The 15484-nt window shown below is 63.7% G+C and carries 17 protein-coding genes; 14 read left to right on the top strand and 3 right to left on the bottom strand.

Going from position 1 to position 15484, the window contains the following annotated elements; translation table 11 throughout:
* Nucleotides 1-11 precede the first annotated feature (11 nt).
* The 11 genes from ctaD to rnhA all read left to right on the top strand — a co-directional run bounded on the left by ctaD (nucleotide 12) and on the right by rnhA (nucleotide 8964).
* On the top strand, nucleotides 12-1679 hold the full coding sequence (gene ctaD / locus GR138_RS22830; RefSeq protein WP_160861566.1) for a cytochrome c oxidase subunit I: 1668 nt from the start codon (nucleotides 12-14) through the stop codon (nucleotides 1677-1679).
* Nucleotides 1680-1959: 280 nt separating this feature from the next.
* A complete protein-coding gene (locus GR138_RS22825; RefSeq protein ID WP_160861565.1) occupies nucleotides 1960-2901 on the top strand; it encodes a heme o synthase in 942 nt (313 codons plus the stop codon).
* 2 nt (nucleotides 2902-2903) lie between these two features.
* Nucleotides 2904-3044, top strand: coding sequence for a zinc metallopeptidase (locus GR138_RS22820; protein ID WP_160861564.1), 141 nt, complete (start codon nucleotides 2904-2906; stop codon nucleotides 3042-3044).
* Nucleotides 3045-3046: 2 nt separating this feature from the next.
* Nucleotides 3047-3658 (top strand): cytochrome c oxidase assembly protein, encoded by a 612-nt coding sequence (locus tag GR138_RS22815; RefSeq protein WP_160861563.1) that lies wholly within the window; start codon nucleotides 3047-3049, stop codon nucleotides 3656-3658.
* A 58-nt stretch (nucleotides 3659-3716) separates the two neighbouring features.
* Nucleotides 3717-4595, top strand: a complete 879-nt coding sequence (locus GR138_RS22810; RefSeq protein ID WP_160861562.1) for a cytochrome c oxidase subunit 3 — start codon at nucleotides 3717-3719, stop codon at nucleotides 4593-4595.
* Between the two features lie 171 nt (nucleotides 4596-4766).
* Nucleotides 4767-5150 (top strand): DUF983 domain-containing protein, encoded by a 384-nt coding sequence (locus GR138_RS22805; RefSeq protein ID WP_160861561.1) that lies wholly within the window; start codon nucleotides 4767-4769, stop codon nucleotides 5148-5150.
* 16 nt (nucleotides 5151-5166) lie between these two features.
* Entirely contained in the window at nucleotides 5167-5919 is a 753-nt protein-coding gene (locus GR138_RS22800; RefSeq protein WP_246200650.1) for an SURF1 family protein, read from the top strand.
* A gap of 40 nt (nucleotides 5920-5959) precedes the next feature.
* Nucleotides 5960-6325: a DUF1304 domain-containing protein gene (locus tag GR138_RS22795; protein ID WP_160861559.1), complete on the top strand. Its 366-nt coding sequence runs from the start codon at nucleotides 5960-5962 to the stop codon at nucleotides 6323-6325.
* Nucleotides 6326-6328: 3 nt separating this feature from the next.
* A complete protein-coding gene (gene ispH / locus GR138_RS22790; protein ID WP_160861558.1) occupies nucleotides 6329-7336 on the top strand; it encodes a 4-hydroxy-3-methylbut-2-enyl diphosphate reductase in 1008 nt (335 codons plus the stop codon).
* Nucleotides 7337-7561: 225 nt separating this feature from the next.
* Complete coding sequence (locus tag GR138_RS22785; RefSeq protein WP_160861557.1) at nucleotides 7562-8527, top strand: homoserine kinase; 966 nt, start codon at nucleotides 7562-7564, stop codon at nucleotides 8525-8527.
* Nucleotides 8524-8964: a ribonuclease HI gene (gene rnhA, locus GR138_RS22780; RefSeq protein ID WP_160861556.1), complete on the top strand. Its 441-nt coding sequence runs from the start codon at nucleotides 8524-8526 to the stop codon at nucleotides 8962-8964. Before GR138_RS22785 ends, rnhA begins: the two co-directional genes overlap by 4 nt.
* 33 nt (nucleotides 8965-8997) lie before the next feature.
* Here the strand turns inward: rnhA and GR138_RS22775 are convergent, their stop codons facing one another.
* Nucleotides 8998-9483: a redoxin family protein gene (locus tag GR138_RS22775; RefSeq protein WP_160861555.1), complete on the bottom strand. Its 486-nt coding sequence runs from the start codon at nucleotides 9481-9483 to the stop codon at nucleotides 8998-9000.
* A 72-nt stretch (nucleotides 9484-9555) separates the two neighbouring features.
* Nucleotides 9556-10341 carry a protein-disulfide reductase DsbD domain-containing protein gene (locus GR138_RS22770; protein WP_160861554.1) on the bottom strand — a complete coding sequence of 262 codons (786 nt, stop codon included), beginning with the start codon at nucleotides 10339-10341 and terminating at the stop codon, nucleotides 9556-9558.
* Nucleotides 10342-10514: 173 nt separating this feature from the next.
* Here GR138_RS22770 and GR138_RS22765 point away from each other — a divergent pair, with 173 nt between their 5' ends.
* From GR138_RS22765 to GR138_RS22755, 3 genes are all read left to right on the top strand, one after another.
* Nucleotides 10515-11120 carry a YqgE/AlgH family protein gene (locus tag GR138_RS22765; protein ID WP_160861553.1) on the top strand — a complete coding sequence of 202 codons (606 nt, stop codon included), beginning with the start codon at nucleotides 10515-10517 and terminating at the stop codon, nucleotides 11118-11120.
* A 93-nt stretch (nucleotides 11121-11213) separates the two neighbouring features.
* The gene (locus tag GR138_RS22760) at nucleotides 11214-11405 is read left to right on the top strand and encodes a CsbD family protein (RefSeq protein ID WP_160861552.1); all 192 of its coding nucleotides are present in this window, start codon (nucleotides 11214-11216) and stop codon (nucleotides 11403-11405) included.
* 113 nt (nucleotides 11406-11518) lie between these two features.
* Nucleotides 11519-12577: a zinc-binding metallopeptidase family protein gene (locus GR138_RS22755; RefSeq protein ID WP_160861551.1), complete on the top strand. Its 1059-nt coding sequence runs from the start codon at nucleotides 11519-11521 to the stop codon at nucleotides 12575-12577.
* Nucleotides 12578-12613: 36 nt separating this feature from the next.
* Here the strand turns inward: GR138_RS22755 and GR138_RS22750 are convergent, their stop codons facing one another.
* The gene (locus GR138_RS22750; protein ID WP_246200648.1) at nucleotides 12614-15472 is read right to left on the bottom strand and encodes an EAL domain-containing protein; all 2859 of its coding nucleotides are present in this window, start codon (nucleotides 15470-15472) and stop codon (nucleotides 12614-12616) included.
* Nucleotides 15473-15484: the final 12 nt, after the last annotated feature.

The raw sequence follows: 15484 nt of genomic DNA, 5'->3' as shown, positions 1-15484 counted from the left end.
GAGTCTGATCCATGGCCGGAACATCCGCTGCCCACGGCGATCACCACGATCACCACGAACACAAGCCGCTCACCTTCTTCCAGCGTTGGTTCCTCTCGACCAACCACAAGGATATCGGCACCCTCTACCTGATCTTCGCGATCTGTGCGGGCATCATCGGCGGCACGCTGTCGGTGGTGATGCGCATGGAACTGCAGGAGCCGGGCATCCAGATCTTCCACGGCCTGGCCTCGATGGTCTACGGCTTCGAGGGTGATGCTGCCATCGACGGCGGCAAGCACATGTTCAACGTCTTCACGACGGCACATGCGCTCATCATGATCTTCTTCATGGTCATGCCGGCGCTCATCGGCGGCTTCGCCAACTGGATGGTGCCGATCATGATCGGCGCGCCGGACATGGCGTTCCCGCGCATGAACAACATCTCCTTCTGGTTGATCATCCCGGCCTTCCTGCTCGTGCTGCTCTCGATGTTCGTCGAAGGTCCGGCAGGCGGTTATGGCGCGGGCGGCGGCTGGACGATCTATCCGCCATTCTCGACATCGGGCCAGCCCGGTCCCGCCATGGACTTCGTGATCCTCGGCCTGCACATTGCAGGCGCGTCCTCGATCCTCGGTGCGATCAACTTCATCACCACGATCCTCAACATGCGCGCTCCGGGCATGACGCTGCACAAGATGCCGCTCTTTGCCTGGTCGGTTCTGATCACCGCCTTCCTTCTGCTGCTCTCGCTGCCGGTTCTGGCAGGCGGCATCACCATGCTGCTCACCGACCGCAACTTCGGCACGGCCTTCTTCGCGCCGGAAAACGGTGGTGACCCGATCCTCTTCCAGCACCTGTTCTGGTTCTTCGGTCACCCGGAAGTGTACATCCTGATCCTGCCCGGCTTCGGCATCGTCAGCCACATCGTCTCGACCTTCTCGCGCAAGCCGATCTTCGGCTATCTCGGCATGGCCTACGCCATGGTGGCGATCGGCGCCGTCGGCTTCATCGTGTGGGCGCACCACATGTATACGGTCGGCATGTCGCTCGACACGCAGCGCTACTTCGTCTTCGCGACGATGGTCATCGCGGTTCCGACGGGCATCAAGATCTTCTCGTGGATCGCGACGATGTGGGGTGGTTCGATCCGCTTCACGACGCCGATGGTCTGGGCGATCGGCTTCATCTTCCTGTTCACCGTTGGCGGCGTCACCGGCGTCCAGCTCGCCAATGCCGGCCTCGACCGCGCCCTGCACGACACCTACTACGTGGTTGCCCATTTCCACTACGTTCTGTCGCTCGGCGCCGTCTTCGCCATCTTCGCGGCCTGGTACTACTGGTTCCCGAAGATGACCGGCTACATGTACTCGGAATTCCTCGGCAAGCTGCACTTCTGGGTCATGTTCGTCGGCGTGAACCTCGTCTTCTTCCCGCAGCACTTCCTCGGCCTCGCCGGCATGCCGCGCCGTTACATCGACTACCCGGACGCCTTCGCCGGCTGGAACGCGGTGTCGTCCTACGGTTCGTACATCTCGGCCTTCGGTGTTGTGATCTTCCTCTTCTGCGTCTTCGAAGCCTTCGCCAAGAAGCGCGTCGCTGGCGACAACCCGTGGGGTGAAGGTGCAAACACGCTGGAATGGCAGCTCTCTTCGCCGCCGCCGTTCCACCAGTGGGAACAGCTCCCGAAGATCAAGTAAAGTCTTTCGAGATCTCGGGGCCGCCGGAAACGGCGGCTCCTCCACTTGCTGGCTGAAAAGCCGGCAGACATGCGAATACCGGCGGAAGTCGGGGCAAGGATGCTGGCGATAGCCCGCGACCGACACCCCACCCTCCGTCATCCTCGGGCTTGACCCGAGGATCCACTCCCCACGGTACGCCGGAGGATGTGGCATGGATCCTCGGGTCAAGCCCAGGGATGACGGAGGAGGGGAGGCATGAGGCTTGCCCACTCTGACAACGGAACGATACGGAAAGAACATGGCGGTCATCGAGCATCACGATACAGCAGCGGGCAGCGGCGAGGTCTACCTCTCCGAAGCGTCGCCGCGTGACTTCTTCGAGCTCTTGAAGCCGCGCGTCATGTCGCTCGTCGTTTTCACGGCCTTTGCCGGCCTCGTCGTCGCCCCCGGAACGATCAACCCGTTCATCGGCGCCATTGCGATCCTCTGTATCGCCGTGGGCGCCGGAGCCTCCGGTGCCCTCAACATGTGGTACGACGCGGATATCGATGCGGTGATGACCCGCACCGCCACCCGTCCTATCCCGTCCGGCCGCATCCGCCCGCAAGAAGCGCTCGCCTTCGGCCTGACGCTCTCGGCCTTTTCGGTCTGCATCCTCGGCCTCGCGGTCAACTGGCTTTCGGCCGGCCTGCTCGCCTTCACCATCTTCTTCTACGCCGTCATCTATACGATGTGGCTGAAGCGCTCGACGCCGCAGAACATCGTTATCGGCGGAGCCGCCGGCGCCTTCCCGCCGATGATCGGCTGGGCCTGTGTCACCGGCGGCGTCTCCATCGAGAGCGTCGTCCTCTTCCTCATCACCTTCCTCTGGACCCCGGCGCATTTCTGGGCGCTCGCGCTGTTCAAGATGCGCGACTACGAGGCCGTCGGCGTGCCGATGCTGCCGAACGTCGCCGGCGAATGGACGACGAAGGTGCAGATCCTGGTCTACGCCATCCTGACCGCCGTCATTGCCGTCGTGCCGACGGTCCTCGGCTTCGCGAGCATCGGCTACGGTCTCTTTGCCGCAGCGCTTGGTCTTGGCTTCGTGTGGTACTCTGTCGGCGTGTTGCGCATGCCGGAAGGCGACCGCGCGATGGTGCCGGCCAAGAAACTCTTCGCCTTCTCCATCGTCTATCTGTTCGCGGTCTTCTCCGGCCTGATGGTCGATCACCTGATCGCGTCATTCGGATGGGTATAATCATGGAAACGATCAATCTCACGGAAAGCCAGAAGAAGTCGCGCCGCGGCCGCAATATTGCGCTCGGCATCGTGCTTCTAGGTCTCGTCGTGCTGTTCTACATTGTCACGCTGGTGAAGTTCTCCGGCGGAATGGCGGGCTGAGCATGAGCGAGACGCAAAAGACCGACCGGGAAAAGAGCGGAATGGGCAATGGTGCGGTCGTCGCCATGTGCTGTTCCTTCGTCATCGGCATGGCCGGCATGGCCTATGCCGCCGTGCCGCTCTACGAAATGTTCTGCAAGGTCACCGGTTATGGCGGCACGACGCAGCGCGTCGAGCAGGCCTCCGATGTCATTCTCGACAAGACGATCAAGGTGCGTTTCGACGCCAATACCGGGCCGGGCCTTGCCTGGACCTTCGAGCCGGTGCAGCGCGAAGTCGAGCTGAAGATCGGCGAGACCGTGCAGGTCATGTACAAGGCGCGCAACAACGCCTCCAAGGCGACGACCGGCCAGGCGACGTTCAACGTCACGCCACAGGCCGCCGGCGCCTATTTCAACAAGGTCCAGTGCTTCTGCTTCACCGAGACGACGCTGAAGCCGGGCGAGGAACTCATCATGCCCGTGGTCTTCTTCGTCGATCCGGAGATCGTCAAGCCGGTCGAGACCAAGGGCATCCACACCATCACGCTGTCCTACACCTTCTATCCGCATGAGGCGTCGAAACCGGTGGTTTCGGCTGCGGATATCAAGACGGACGACGCGAACAAGCTTTGAAATACATACGTTTCCGGCTATGCCGGGAGCCGAACGCGATATATTCGGGGATAAGCAAATGGCCGATGCGCATCAGAAGAAACACGACTACCACATCATCGACCCCAGCCCGTGGCCGCTTCTCGCCTCCATCGGCGCCTTTGTCATGGCGCTCGGCGGCATTGGCTACATGCGCTACATTTCCGGCGGCGCGTTCCACCTGTTCGGCGTCAACCTCGCCAATCCCTGGATCTTCTATATCGGTCTGCTGATCGTGCTCTACACCATGTACGCTTGGTGGGCGGACACGGTGAAGGAAGCGCATGAGGGTCACCACACCCGCGTCGTCGCGCTGCACCTGCGCTACGGCATGATCATGTTCATCGCCTCCGAGGTGATGTTCTTCGTTGCCTGGTTCTGGGCTTTCTTCGACGCCAGCCTCTTCCCGAGCGAAGCCATCCAGGCTGCACGCGTGGAGCACACCGGTGGCATGTGGCCGCCGAAGGGCATCGAAGTGCTCGACCCGTGGCACCTGCCGCTCTACAACACGGTCATCCTGCTGCTTTCGGGCACCTGCGTGACCTGGGCGCACCATGCTTTGCTGCACAATGACCGCAAGGGCCTGATCAATGGCCTCGCGCTCACCGTCGTGCTCGGCGTGCTGTTCTCCTTCGTCCAGGGCTACGAATACGCCCACGCCCCGTTCGCCTTCAAGGATTCGATCTACGGCGCGACCTTCTTCATGGCGACCGGCTTCCACGGCTTCCACGTTCTGGTCGGTACGATCTTCCTGATCGTCTGCCTCATCCGCGCCATGCGCGGCGACTTCACCCCGAAGCAGCACTTCGGCTTCGAGGCTGCCGCCTGGTACTGGCACTTCGTTGACGTCGTCTGGCTCTTCCTGTTCTTCTCCATCTACATCTGGGGTGGTTGGGGCGCGCCGATCGCGCATATGTGATCCGCCAGACACGAGACTTGAAAACGGCCGCAGCGATGCGGCCGTTTTTCTTTTTGGGGCACCGCCCGGCCGCTTTGTCGCAGCTTTTCGGTTGGACGCGGCGCTGCGTGGGCGCTACCTATCGGAAATGCGGCCGTCAGGCCGAAAGACCTGTTTGATTGGACTTGCATCATGGACGAGGACAAGGCGCTCTTTCCGCCCGTCGACCCCTTCAGCGCCGGTGTGCGCGGCTGTTGCCCGCGCTGCGGCCAGGGCAAGCTGTTCGACGGCCTGCTGAAGGTGCGGCCGGCCTGCACCAGTTGCGGGCTCGACTATTCCTTCGCCGATGCGGGGGATGGCCCGGTCGTCTTCGTGCTGTTGATCGTCGGTTTCGTCGTCGTCGGTGCGGCGCTGTGGGCGGAGGTGAATTACGGCCTGCCGATGTGGCTGCATTTCATCCTGTGGGTCCCGCTGGCGATCGGCCTCGGCCTGTGGCTGACGCGTATCCTGAAGGGCCTGCTGATCACCCTGCAATACAAGAACAATGCGCGGCCGGGCGAGATCGACCGTGGCTGAGGTGCCGGTGAGCCATATGCCGCGCACCGGCAAGGGCAAGGGTCGGGGCAAGGCGCTCCTGGCCGGCATCGCCTTCCTCATCGCGCTCACCATCCTGCTGTCGCTCGGCACCTGGCAGCTGCAGCGCCTGCACTGGAAGGAGCAGCTTCTCGCCGACATGGCCGAGCGCCGCGCGGCAGCCCCGGCGGCACTTGCCGATATCGAGGCGTTGGCTGCCCAGGGCGAGGACATCGAATACCGCCCCGTCACCGCCTCCGGCGTCTTCGCCAACAACCGGGAGCGCCACTTCTTCGCCACCTGGCGCGGCCAGACCGGCTACTATGTCTACACCCCGCTCCAGCTCGCCGATGGCCGCTTCCTCTTCGTCAACAGGGGTTTCGTGCCCTTCGAGGCGAAGGAGCCGGAAATGCGCAAGCAGGGGCAGTTGACCGGTGAGCAGATCGTGAAGGGTCTCGCCCGCGCCCGCCTCGCCGAAAAACCGTCCTCCATCGTGCCGGACAACGATCTTTCCAAGAACATCTTCTATTGGAAGGATCTTGGCGTCATGGCATCGAGTGTCGATATCCCGGCTGACAAGCTGGTGCCCTTCTTCGTCGATGCCGGTGATGCGCTGAACCCGAAGGGCCTGCCGATCGGCGCCGTCACCCAGTTCGACCTGCCGAACAACCATCTGCAATACGCCGTCACCTGGTATGGACTTGCGGCAGCACTCGTCGGTGTCGCGCTCTATGCTGTCTTCCGGCGAAAAGGCGATCGCCCGGCGCCCTGAAATGCCGTAGGAAAGGCGAGGGTAAACAGGGGGCAAAGACATGCAGACACTCGCGACCATTCTCGTGGCGATCATCGCCCTCGAACATGTCTATATCCTCGTCCTCGAAATGTTTCTCTGGACGACGCCCCGGGGCCTCAAGGCCTTTGGCATGACGCCCGCGCAGGCGGAGTCGACGAAGGTGCTGGCCGCCAACCAGGGCCTCTACAACGGCTTCCTCGCCGCCGGCCTGTTCTGGTCGCTCATCCACCCCGATCCGGCCTTCGCCTACCAGATCAAATTGTTTTTTCTTGGCGCAGTCGTGCTCGCCGGCCTATATGGGGGCGCAACGGCCTCGCGGAAAATTTTCGTCATCCAGGCGCTTCCCGCGGCCATCGCCCTTGTTGCTGTCCTGATTGCCGGATAACCGATGCGCATGATTGAAAACCGACCGGACTTGACCATCAGGCTGTGTGGCCCGCGCGGCTTCTGTGCGGGCGTGGACCGCGCCATCCAGATCGTCGTGCTGGCGCTCAAGGCCTATGGCGCGCCGGTCTATGTGCGCCACGAGATCGTGCACAACCGCTATGTCGTGGAAGGCCTCGAGGCCAAGGGTGCGATCTTCGTCGAGGAACTCGACGAGATCCCCGAAGAGCACCGCAAGCAGCCGGTCGTCTTCTCCGCCCATGGTGTGCCGAAGTCGGTTCCGGCCGATGCCGAGAGCCGCAACCTGTTCTATCTCGACGCGACCTGCCCGCTGGTCTCCAAGGTCCACAAGCAGGCGATGCGCCACCAGCGGCTCGGCCGCCACGTCGTGCTGATCGGCCATGCCGGCCATCCCGAGGTCATTGGCACGATGGGTCAATTGCCGGACGGTTCCGTCGACCTGATCGAAACCGTCGAGGACGCCGACCGCTATGTGCCGCCGGATCCGGACAATCTCGGCTTCGTCACGCAGACGACGCTCTCGGTAGACGACACGGCCGGCGTCATCAAGCGCCTGCACGAGCGCTTCCCGAACCTCACGGCACCCGCTGCCGATTCGATCTGCTATGCCACCACCAACCGGCAGGAGGCGGTGAAGCAGGCTGCCCCCGGCTGCGACCTCTTCCTCATCGTCGGCGCGCCCAATTCGTCGAACTCCAAGCGCCTCGTCGAAGTGGCGCTCCGGGCAGGGGCCACCAAGTCCGTGCTCGTGCAGCGCGCCTCCGAGATCGACTGGGAGACGATCGGCGATATCCGTACCGTCGGGCTGTCGGCTGGCGCATCCGCGCCGGAAGTCATCGTCAACGAGATCATCGAAGCGTTTCGCGTCCGCTACAATGCGGTGGTGGAACTGGCCGATACGGTCGAGGAAAACGAGCATTTCCTCGTCAATCGCGAGCTGCGCAGCATTGAACTCACCTCCGCCGACATGGCCTTCGTCAATGGCGAGTAGGGTAGGGATGGCATTCACCGCGGCTCACCCCCCTCTGGCCTGCCGGCCATCTCCCCCACAAGGGGGGAAATCGGCAAGACGACGGGGCACGGCTCTCTCGATAACGTTTGAGATGGGCGAGACATCGCTCCATCCAATCTCCCCCCTTGGGGGGGAGATGGCCGGCAGGCCAGAGGGGGGTAACTCCCAACCACCGATTCCATCCATGCAAGCCTGAGAGCCGCCGTGGCCGTCTATACCGATATCACCGAAGACGATCTTTCCCGTTTCCTGACCGCCTATGACGCGGGCACGCTGACGTCCTACAAGGGCATCGCCGAGGGCGTGGAGAATTCCAATTTCCTGCTGCACACCACGAAGGGCGCCTTCATCCTGACGCTCTACGAGAAGCGCGTCGACCGAAACGACCTGCCGTTCTTCCTCGGCCTGATGCACCATCTGGCCGAGCGCGGCCTGTCGTGCCCCCTGCCGCTGCCGCGCAACGATGGCGCGCTGCTCGGCGAACTTTCAGGGCGCCCGGCCGCGATGATCTCCTTCCTGGAGGGCATGTGGCTGCGCAAGCCGTCGGCCCAGCATTGCCGGGAGGTCGGCCGCGCGCTGGCCGAGATGCATCTGGCCGGAGACGGTTTCGAGATCACCCGCGAGAACGCGCTGTCCGTCGGTGGCTGGCGGCCGCTCTGGGACAAGTCGGCCGATCGTGCCGACGAGGTGGAGAAGGGCCTTCAGGACGAGATTGCCGGCGAACTGGCGTTCCTGGAAGCAAACTGGCCGAAGGATCTTCCGGCAGGTGTCATCCATGCCGATCTGTTCCCGGACAACGTCTTCTTCCTCGGTGACGACCTCTCCGGCCTGATCGACTTCTACTTCGCCTGCAACGACCTGCTCGCCTATGACGTCGCCATCTGCCTCAATGCCTGGTGCTTCGAGAAGGACGGTGCGTTCAACCTCACCAAGGGCATGGCACTGCTCGCCGGCTACGAGAGCGTTCGCCCGCTCTCGGACGAAGAGGCAGCCGCCCTGCCGCTGCTGGCGCGTGGCTCGGCGCTACGCTTTTTCCTGACGCGGCTCTACGACTGGCTGATGACGCCGCCCGGCGCTCTCGTCGTCAAGAAGGACCCGCTCGAATATCTGCGCAAGCTGCGCTTCCACCGGCAGGTCGCAAACCCTGCGGAATACGGCCTCTCCCGATGAAACATGTCGATATCTTTACGGACGGCGCCTGCTCGGGCAATCCGGGTCCCGGCGGCTGGGGCGCGGTGCTGCGTTATGGCGAGGTGGAAAAGGAACTGTCCGGCGGCGAGGCGCAGACAACCAACAACCGCATGGAGCTTTCGGCGGCCGTCGCGGCGCTCGATGCGCTGAAATCGCCCTGCGAGGTCGATCTCTACACCGACTCGAAATACGTCATGGACGGCATTTCGAAGTGGATTTTCGGCTGGAAGAAAAACGGCTGGAAGACCGCCGACAAGAAGCCGGTGAAGAATGGTGATCTCTGGCAGGCCCTCGATGCGGCCCGCCTGCGCCACAAGGTCGAATGGCATTGGGTCAAGGGCCATGCCGGCCACCCGGAAAACGAACGCGCAGACGAACTCGCCCGCACGGGCATGGCGCCGTTCAAGCGGGGATGACGGAGGGCGCTGCCGCCCACCGTCAAAATCGGCTCAGAGCTGCTCGATCATCGCAGCCGCACCCGAAACGGTGGCTTGGCCGGGGCTTTCCTCGACGTTCAGGCTCTTCACCACGCCGTCCTCGACGAGCATGGAATAGCGCTTGGAGCGCACGCCGAGCGTACCGGCGGAAAGGTCGACATCCATGCCGAGCGCCTTGGTGAAGGCGGCGTCCCAATCGGCGAGGAAGCGCAGCTTGCCGGCGCCGCCCGTCGAGGTCGCCCAGGCGCCCATGACATGGTGGTCGTTGACGGCGACGACGGCGATGTCGTCCACACCCTTGGCGAGGATGGCGTCGCGGTTTTCGAGATAGCCGGGCAGGTGGTTCAGCGAGCAGGTGGGGGTGAAAGCACCCGGCACGGCGAAGAGCACGACGCGCTTGCCCTTGAACAGGTCCCCGGTTGCGATTTCGGTGGGACCGTCCGGCGTGCGCTCCTTGAGCTTGAGGTCGGGCAGCTTGTCTCCAACGGCAATGGTCACGAGGCGTCTCCTGTCAGATAGATCGTTATGGCGGGCGGCCGGAAGGCCGTGCGACGGGACTATAGGCGACCGTCATTCGATGGCAAGCGGGCTTTCCATCGTCCTGTCGCCGGCGCGCAGGGTCAGTTGGATCGGGTTCTTCGCAAGATCGAACACTTTCGGCCGGTGCAGCACGGGTATGTCGGAAACAAGCGCGTCGCCATCATGGCGAACGGGACCGGCAGCGCCGAATTCGAACGGGGCGCCGGAGAGGAAGACATCCGGAAGCGGCCCGTTCGCCGGCGCCTCGAAGCGCACCGTCACCGTCTTGCCGTCCGCCGACCATTGGCCCGAGAGAGGCCGGAAACCATCTTCCGCACCGCCGGGAAGTCTCGCTTCGGCCCCGGCGATCGCGGTCTCCTCCAGCGGATTGGCAAAGCTCTCCGCGCTGGCATCGGCGGTCAGCTCGGCCTGTACGGGAATACAGATTTCCTTGCACACGCCGAGGAAGACCGTCGCCTTGATCGCTCCGTCTGCCTTGTCCAGCGTCATCGGCAGCCGAACCGGCTTGTCATAGCCGATATAATGGTTCTCGGCATCTCCCAGCCGCTTCGGCGCGGGAAAACCGACCGAGACGAGATTTGCCCCCGTGACGACAATCGACGGTGGAATGCCGCTGCCGCCCGGGTCGCGCCAATAGGTCTTCCAGCCGTCGTGCAGGCGAATGTCGAGCATGGCGCGCACCGTGCCGTCCGCCGCCACCGGCAGCGTGACGAGGCGCACGTCGCCACCCGGCGTCTCGACCCAGGCGGAGGTCGCGGCCATGGCGGCGGTGGGAAGGAAAAGCAGCGCGAGGGCCGTGGTTTGCAGGCGTTTCATGCTTCCACATCTAGCGCCGCTCCCCGCCGCTTTCCAGCAACAAACGCTCGCGCGCCAATCATAAAAGCTTGATCGGCCGTCCGGCCGCCGCGCGTTCTTCGCAGGAGCAAGTCTTCCGCGCGGGCGAAAAGAACGCTTTTCATTTGGCGGCGAATTGATAGGCTATCGGCATTATGGCTATGTCGGTTCTGAAAAACAGACGAGAACGCGGCTTCCTTGACGGTCAGTTCCTGATCGCCATGCCGGGGATGGCCGACGCAAATTTCGCACGGACCGTTGTCTATATCTGCGCCCATTCGGATGACGGCGCGATGGGCTTCGTCATCAACCGGCCGCAGCAATTGAACTTTTCCGACGTGCTGCTGCATCTCGATATCGTCGAAGAGGACGAGGTCATCCGGTTGCCCGGCACGACACGCGATTTCCCGATCCGCTCCGGTGGCCCGGTCGAGAGCGGTCGCGGGTTCGTGCTGCATTCGGATGACTACATGTCTGAATCGAGCATTCCGGTGAGTGACGACATTTGCCTGACGGCGACGCTCGATATCGTGCGCGCCATTTCGCGCGGGCGCGGGCCGCAGCGTGGCCTAATGATGTTGGGCTATGCCGGCTGGGGCGCGGGGCAGATCGAGAGCGAGATCGGCGCCAATGGCTGGCTGTCCTGCCCGGCGCAGGAAGAGTTGATCTTCGACAAGAACCTCGACAGCAAATACGAGCGCGCGCTTGGCCTCATGGGCATCACGCCCGCCATGCTGTCGGCCGAAGCCGGCCACGCCTGATCCCTGCGATCCGGATTTCCTTTGGAACTTGTTGACGCCTGCGCCGTTCTCTCGCCGCGTGGAAAGCACGCCTCGAACAACAGGAGTACGGCGGTGGGTAGCACGAGCGACAAGATCAAGGGCACGGCAAACGAACTCGCCGGCAAGGCCAAGCAGGCCGCCGGCAAGGCGACGGACAATCCGAAGCTGCGCGCCGAAGGCGCCGGCCAGGAAGCCAAGGGCAAGACCCAGAAAGCGGTCGGCAAGGCGAAGGACGCCGTCAAGAATGCGGTCGACGGCCTCTGACCGAGAGGGACGACACGCCTGTGTCATCCGGAATTCGTGACTGAAGCATACCCGTGTCGCCGGTGGGCGATGCGGGTATTTTGCAAGAGGCCATACCGCAATTTGGGGGCGTCATGAAACTCTTCACCTGCAAGACCTGCGGCCAGACCATCCATTTCGACAATCGCGTCTGCGTGCGCTGCGGGTCCTCGCTCGGCTTTCTCGCCGAGGACGTGACGTTGCACGCCCTGGTGCCGGAAGGCGATGGTCTCTGGAAGATCGCGCCGGGTGAGGGCGTCTACCGGTTCTGCGAGAACGCCGTGCACGACGTCTGCAACTGGCTGCTGCCGGCCGACAGTTCGCATGCCTTCTGCCAGGCCTGCCGGCATAACCGCATCGTGCCGACCACGGACCCGAAGGGGCTGGAGCGCTGGCGGCGCATCGGCATGGCGCAGCACCATCTGTTCTATTCCATTCTGCGCTGGCGGCTGCCGCATCCGACGCGTGAGGACGATCCGAACGGCGGCCTGGTTTTCGATTTCCTGGCGGACGAGGTGGACTTGAACGGCAACATCGTCAACGCCGCCATGACCGGCCATGAGGACGGCCTCATCAGCCTGCGCGCGGCGGAGGCCGACGACGAGGTGCGCGAAAGCGTCCGCGTCTCGATGGGCGAGCCGTACCGGTCGCTGCTTGGCCATTTCCGCCATGAGATCGGGCATTTCTACTGGTCGCTGCTCGTTCGGGACGATGCGACCCTCGAAGAGGCACGCCGCCTGTTCGGCGACGAGCGGGAGGACTACGCGGCCGCCCTGCAACGCAACTATGAGCAGGGGCCGCCTGCCGACTGGTCGCAGAACTTCATCAGCACCTATGCAAGTGCGCATCCGGCAGAGGACTTTGCCGAGTGCTGGGCGCATTTCTTCCATATCGTCGATACCCTGGAAACCGCGCGTGCCTTTGGCCTCAACACGGACCCCAGGGGCCACGAGGAGCTGGAAGCCGAAGTCAACTTCGATCCCTATCGCGCGCCGAATGCCGGCCGCCTCGTCGAAGCCTGGGTCCCGCTCAGCGTCGCCCTCAACGCCATCCAGCGCTCCATGGGGCAGCCGGACAGCTACCCCTTCGTGCTGCCGCCGCCGGTCGTGGAGAAGCTGGAATTCATCAACCGCCTTGTGCGGCGAAGTGAGTAGGGCGTTGCGAATAGCGAATTGAAATCTATTGGCAACTCACGCCCGCTTCATCAGCGGAAAGCGCTCCTTCAGCAGCCGTAGAACCGAACCGTAGCCGATCGGCGGGCCGAACAGGTAGCTCTGGCCGAACTCGCAGCCCATATTCCCGAGTTCGATCGCATCCTCTTCCGATTCGATACCTTCGGCGACGACCTGCATTTCCAGCTCGCGCGCCATGGAAATGACGGAACGTAGTAGGACGGAGCGCTTGTCGGAACCGTCGCGCACCAGCGCCTTGTCGATCTTGATCGTGTCGAAGGGGAATCGGGTGAGGTAGGAGAGCGACGAGTGGCCCGTGCCAAAATCGTCGAGCGCCAGGCCGAGGCCGACATCCTTCAGCTTGGTGAGGATCAGGCGGGCCTGTTCCGCATTCTCCATCACGACGGATTCGGTCAGTTCCAGCTTGATCTTCTGCGGCTCGCAGCGGGTCTTGGCGAGCACGGCGCGCACGTCGTTGTAGAGTTCGTTGTTGAGCAGTTGCGCGCTCGACACGTTGACAGAGACGAAGACCGGCAGCTCACCGGTCTGGAGTTGCCAGTCCATCAGGTCGCTCGCCGCCTTGTCGAAGGCGAACAGGCCGAGCTGGCCGATCAGGTCGGCGGCTTCGGCGATCGGGATGAATTCGGTCGGCGAAATGTTGCCGCGCTTGGGGTGATCCCAGCGCATCAGCGCCTCGAAACCGGCGATCTCGGCATCCGAGAGCCGCACGATCGGCTGGTAGACGAGGGAGAGTTCCTTGCGCTCGATGGCGCGCCGCAGGTCCGTCTCGATCTGCAGCCGGTCGGCGCCGAAGGTGCGGAAGGCGGGGCGGAACGGTTCCACGCGGTTGCCGCCGGCCTTCTTCGCCCGGTACATGGCAAGCTCGGCATCGTTCAGCAGGCCTTGCGCGTCCTCCTGTTGGTCGACCCAGGAGACGAGGCCGATCGACGCCGTCAGGATGATCTCGCGGCCACCGAAATTGATCGGCACCATGATCGCCTTGCTGACCGCATCGGCGAAATCCGCCACCTTGGCCGGGTCGCGCTCGGACATCAGGATCAGGCCGAACTGGTCGCCGGCCAGCCGCGCCAGCGTGTCCTGCGGCTTCAGCAGACGGCGCAGGCGCCGCGTCAGCGCGATCAGGATATTGTCGCCGGCGGCAATGCCGAGCGCATCGTTGACCTGCTTGTAGCGGTCGATATCGATGGTCAGCACCGTCGGGCGCACGGTCTCGGAACTGGCGGTCAGCGCGAGGATCGCCTGCAGGCGATCGAGGAAGACCTGGCGGTTCGGCAGGCCGGTCAGGTTGTCGTGCAGCGCGTCCTGCAGCAGGCGGTCGACGGAATTGCGCTGTTCGGTGATGTCGATGATCGTGCCGACGCAGCGGATGATCTCGCCATTGGCGCCGAGCACCGGCCGGGCGCGGATCGAAAGCCAGTGATAGTGGCCGTCCTCGGCGCGCACGCGGAACTGATGGTTGAGCCGGCCCTTGCGGTGTTCCAGCAGCACGTCGAGTGTTGCGCGGAACCGGTCGCGGTCGTCCGGGTGCAGGCGCGGCAGCCAGTTGCGCGCCGGCCCATGCATGACGCCGGGGGCAAGGCCGAGCTGGATGGAAATATCGGGAATGGTGACGACGCGGTCGCGCGCCACGTCCCAGTCCCAGACTGTATCGCCGGAGCCGGTCAGCGCCAGCGACTGGCGCTCGAGATCGGAAAACAGGCCCTGGCTGTAGGCGCCGCCGGCAAAGGCATGCTGCATCACCGTGAAGCCGATGAGCAGGACGATGAGCACGAGCCCGCCGCCAAGCGCCGGCTGGATGATGTCGTTGTTGAGTTGGCCCGTCACCGTCAGCCACGCGCCGAACAACCAGACGAGGATCAACGCCCAGGCGGGCACCAGCAGAATGGCGCGGTCATAGCGGTTGAAGCCGAGATAGGCGATCAGCACGATGCCGACCGTGCCGGTCAGCGCGAAGGAGAGGCGGGCAATGCCGGACGCGATCGGCGGATCGTAGATCGCCACGCCGAACAGCAGGCCGAGGCCGAGGATCCAGGCGAGCGTCGCATAGGACAGATGCGCGTGCCAGCGGTTGAGGTTGAGATAGGTGAACAGGAAGACGACAAGGCCGGCGGCCAGAAACACCTCCGTGCCCGCGCGCCATATGCGTTCATCCCCCGCCGTGACGCTGATGAGCTTCGACAGGAAGCCGAAATCGACGCAGATATAGCCGAGCACCGCCCAGGCAAGCGCCGCCGTTGCCGGCAGCATGGAAGTGCCCTTCACCACGAACAGGATGGTGAGGAACACGGCCAGCAGGCCGGCAATGCCGAGCACGATGCCGCGATAGAGCGTGAAGGCGTTGACCGTGTCCTTGTAGGCATCCGGCTGCCAGAGATAGATCTGCGGCAGGTCGGGCGTGGCAAGCTCGGCGACGAAGGTGACGACGGAACCGGGATCGAGCGTGATGCGGAAGACGTCGGCTTCCTCGCTCGGCTGCCGGTCGAGCGCAAAACCCTGGCTCGGAGTGATCGAGATGATGCGTTTGGCGCCAAGGTCCGGCCAGAAGACTTTCGACTGCACGAGACGGAAATGCGGCGCGACGATCAGACGATCGATCTGCTCTTCCGACACGTTGGCGAGCGCGAAGACGGCCCAGTCGCCCTGGTGATCCGGCGACGTGGCGCGCACCTCGATGCGCCGCACGATGCCATCCGTGCCGGGCGCGGTGGAGACCTGGAAGGCCTCGCCCCGGCCGGTATAGATCTCGGTGGTGGCGGTGAGGTCGAGCGCGGTGTCGTCACGCGAGATTTTCACGGGCTCGACCGCGAGCGCACGCCCTGCCAGCATGCCGGCGAAGAGCATCGTTGCGAGGAGCATGAGGGCGAGCAA

Source organism: Shinella kummerowiae, from assembly GCF_009827055.1.
Lineage (GTDB): Bacteria > Pseudomonadota > Alphaproteobacteria > Rhizobiales > Rhizobiaceae > Shinella > Shinella kummerowiae.
Note: the sequence above shows the minus strand (reverse complement) of the source record. Positions and strands in the feature narration are given on the sequence as shown.

Coding starts and splice junctions, on each gene's coding strand:
- ctaD (WP_160861566.1), top strand. CDS start 12: ATGGCCGGAACATCCGCTGCCCACGGCGATCACCACGATCACCACGAA.
- GR138_RS22825 (WP_160861565.1), top strand. CDS start 1,960: ATGGCGGTCATCGAGCATCACGATACAGCAGCGGGCAGCGGCGAGGTC.
- GR138_RS22820 (WP_160861564.1), top strand. CDS start 2,904: ATGGAAACGATCAATCTCACGGAAAGCCAGAAGAAGTCGCGCCGCGGC.
- GR138_RS22815 (WP_160861563.1), top strand. CDS start 3,047: ATGAGCGAGACGCAAAAGACCGACCGGGAAAAGAGCGGAATGGGCAAT.
- GR138_RS22810 (WP_160861562.1), top strand. CDS start 3,717: ATGGCCGATGCGCATCAGAAGAAACACGACTACCACATCATCGACCCC.
- GR138_RS22805 (WP_160861561.1), top strand. CDS start 4,767: ATGGACGAGGACAAGGCGCTCTTTCCGCCCGTCGACCCCTTCAGCGCC.
- GR138_RS22800 (WP_246200650.1), top strand. CDS start 5,167: ATGCCGCGCACCGGCAAGGGCAAGGGTCGGGGCAAGGCGCTCCTGGCC.
- GR138_RS22795 (WP_160861559.1), top strand. CDS start 5,960: ATGCAGACACTCGCGACCATTCTCGTGGCGATCATCGCCCTCGAACAT.
- ispH (WP_160861558.1), top strand. CDS start 6,329: ATGCGCATGATTGAAAACCGACCGGACTTGACCATCAGGCTGTGTGGC.
- rnhA (WP_160861556.1), top strand. CDS start 8,524: ATGAAACATGTCGATATCTTTACGGACGGCGCCTGCTCGGGCAATCCG.
- GR138_RS22770 (WP_160861554.1), bottom strand. CDS start 10,341: ATGAAACGCCTGCAAACCACGGCCCTCGCGCTGCTTTTCCTTCCCACC.
- GR138_RS22765 (WP_160861553.1), top strand. CDS start 10,515: ATGGCTATGTCGGTTCTGAAAAACAGACGAGAACGCGGCTTCCTTGAC.
- GR138_RS22755 (WP_160861551.1), top strand. CDS start 11,519: ATGAAACTCTTCACCTGCAAGACCTGCGGCCAGACCATCCATTTCGAC.
- GR138_RS22750 (WP_246200648.1), bottom strand. CDS start 15,472: ATGCTCCTCGCAACGATGCTCTTCGCCGGCATGCTGGCAGGGCGTGCG.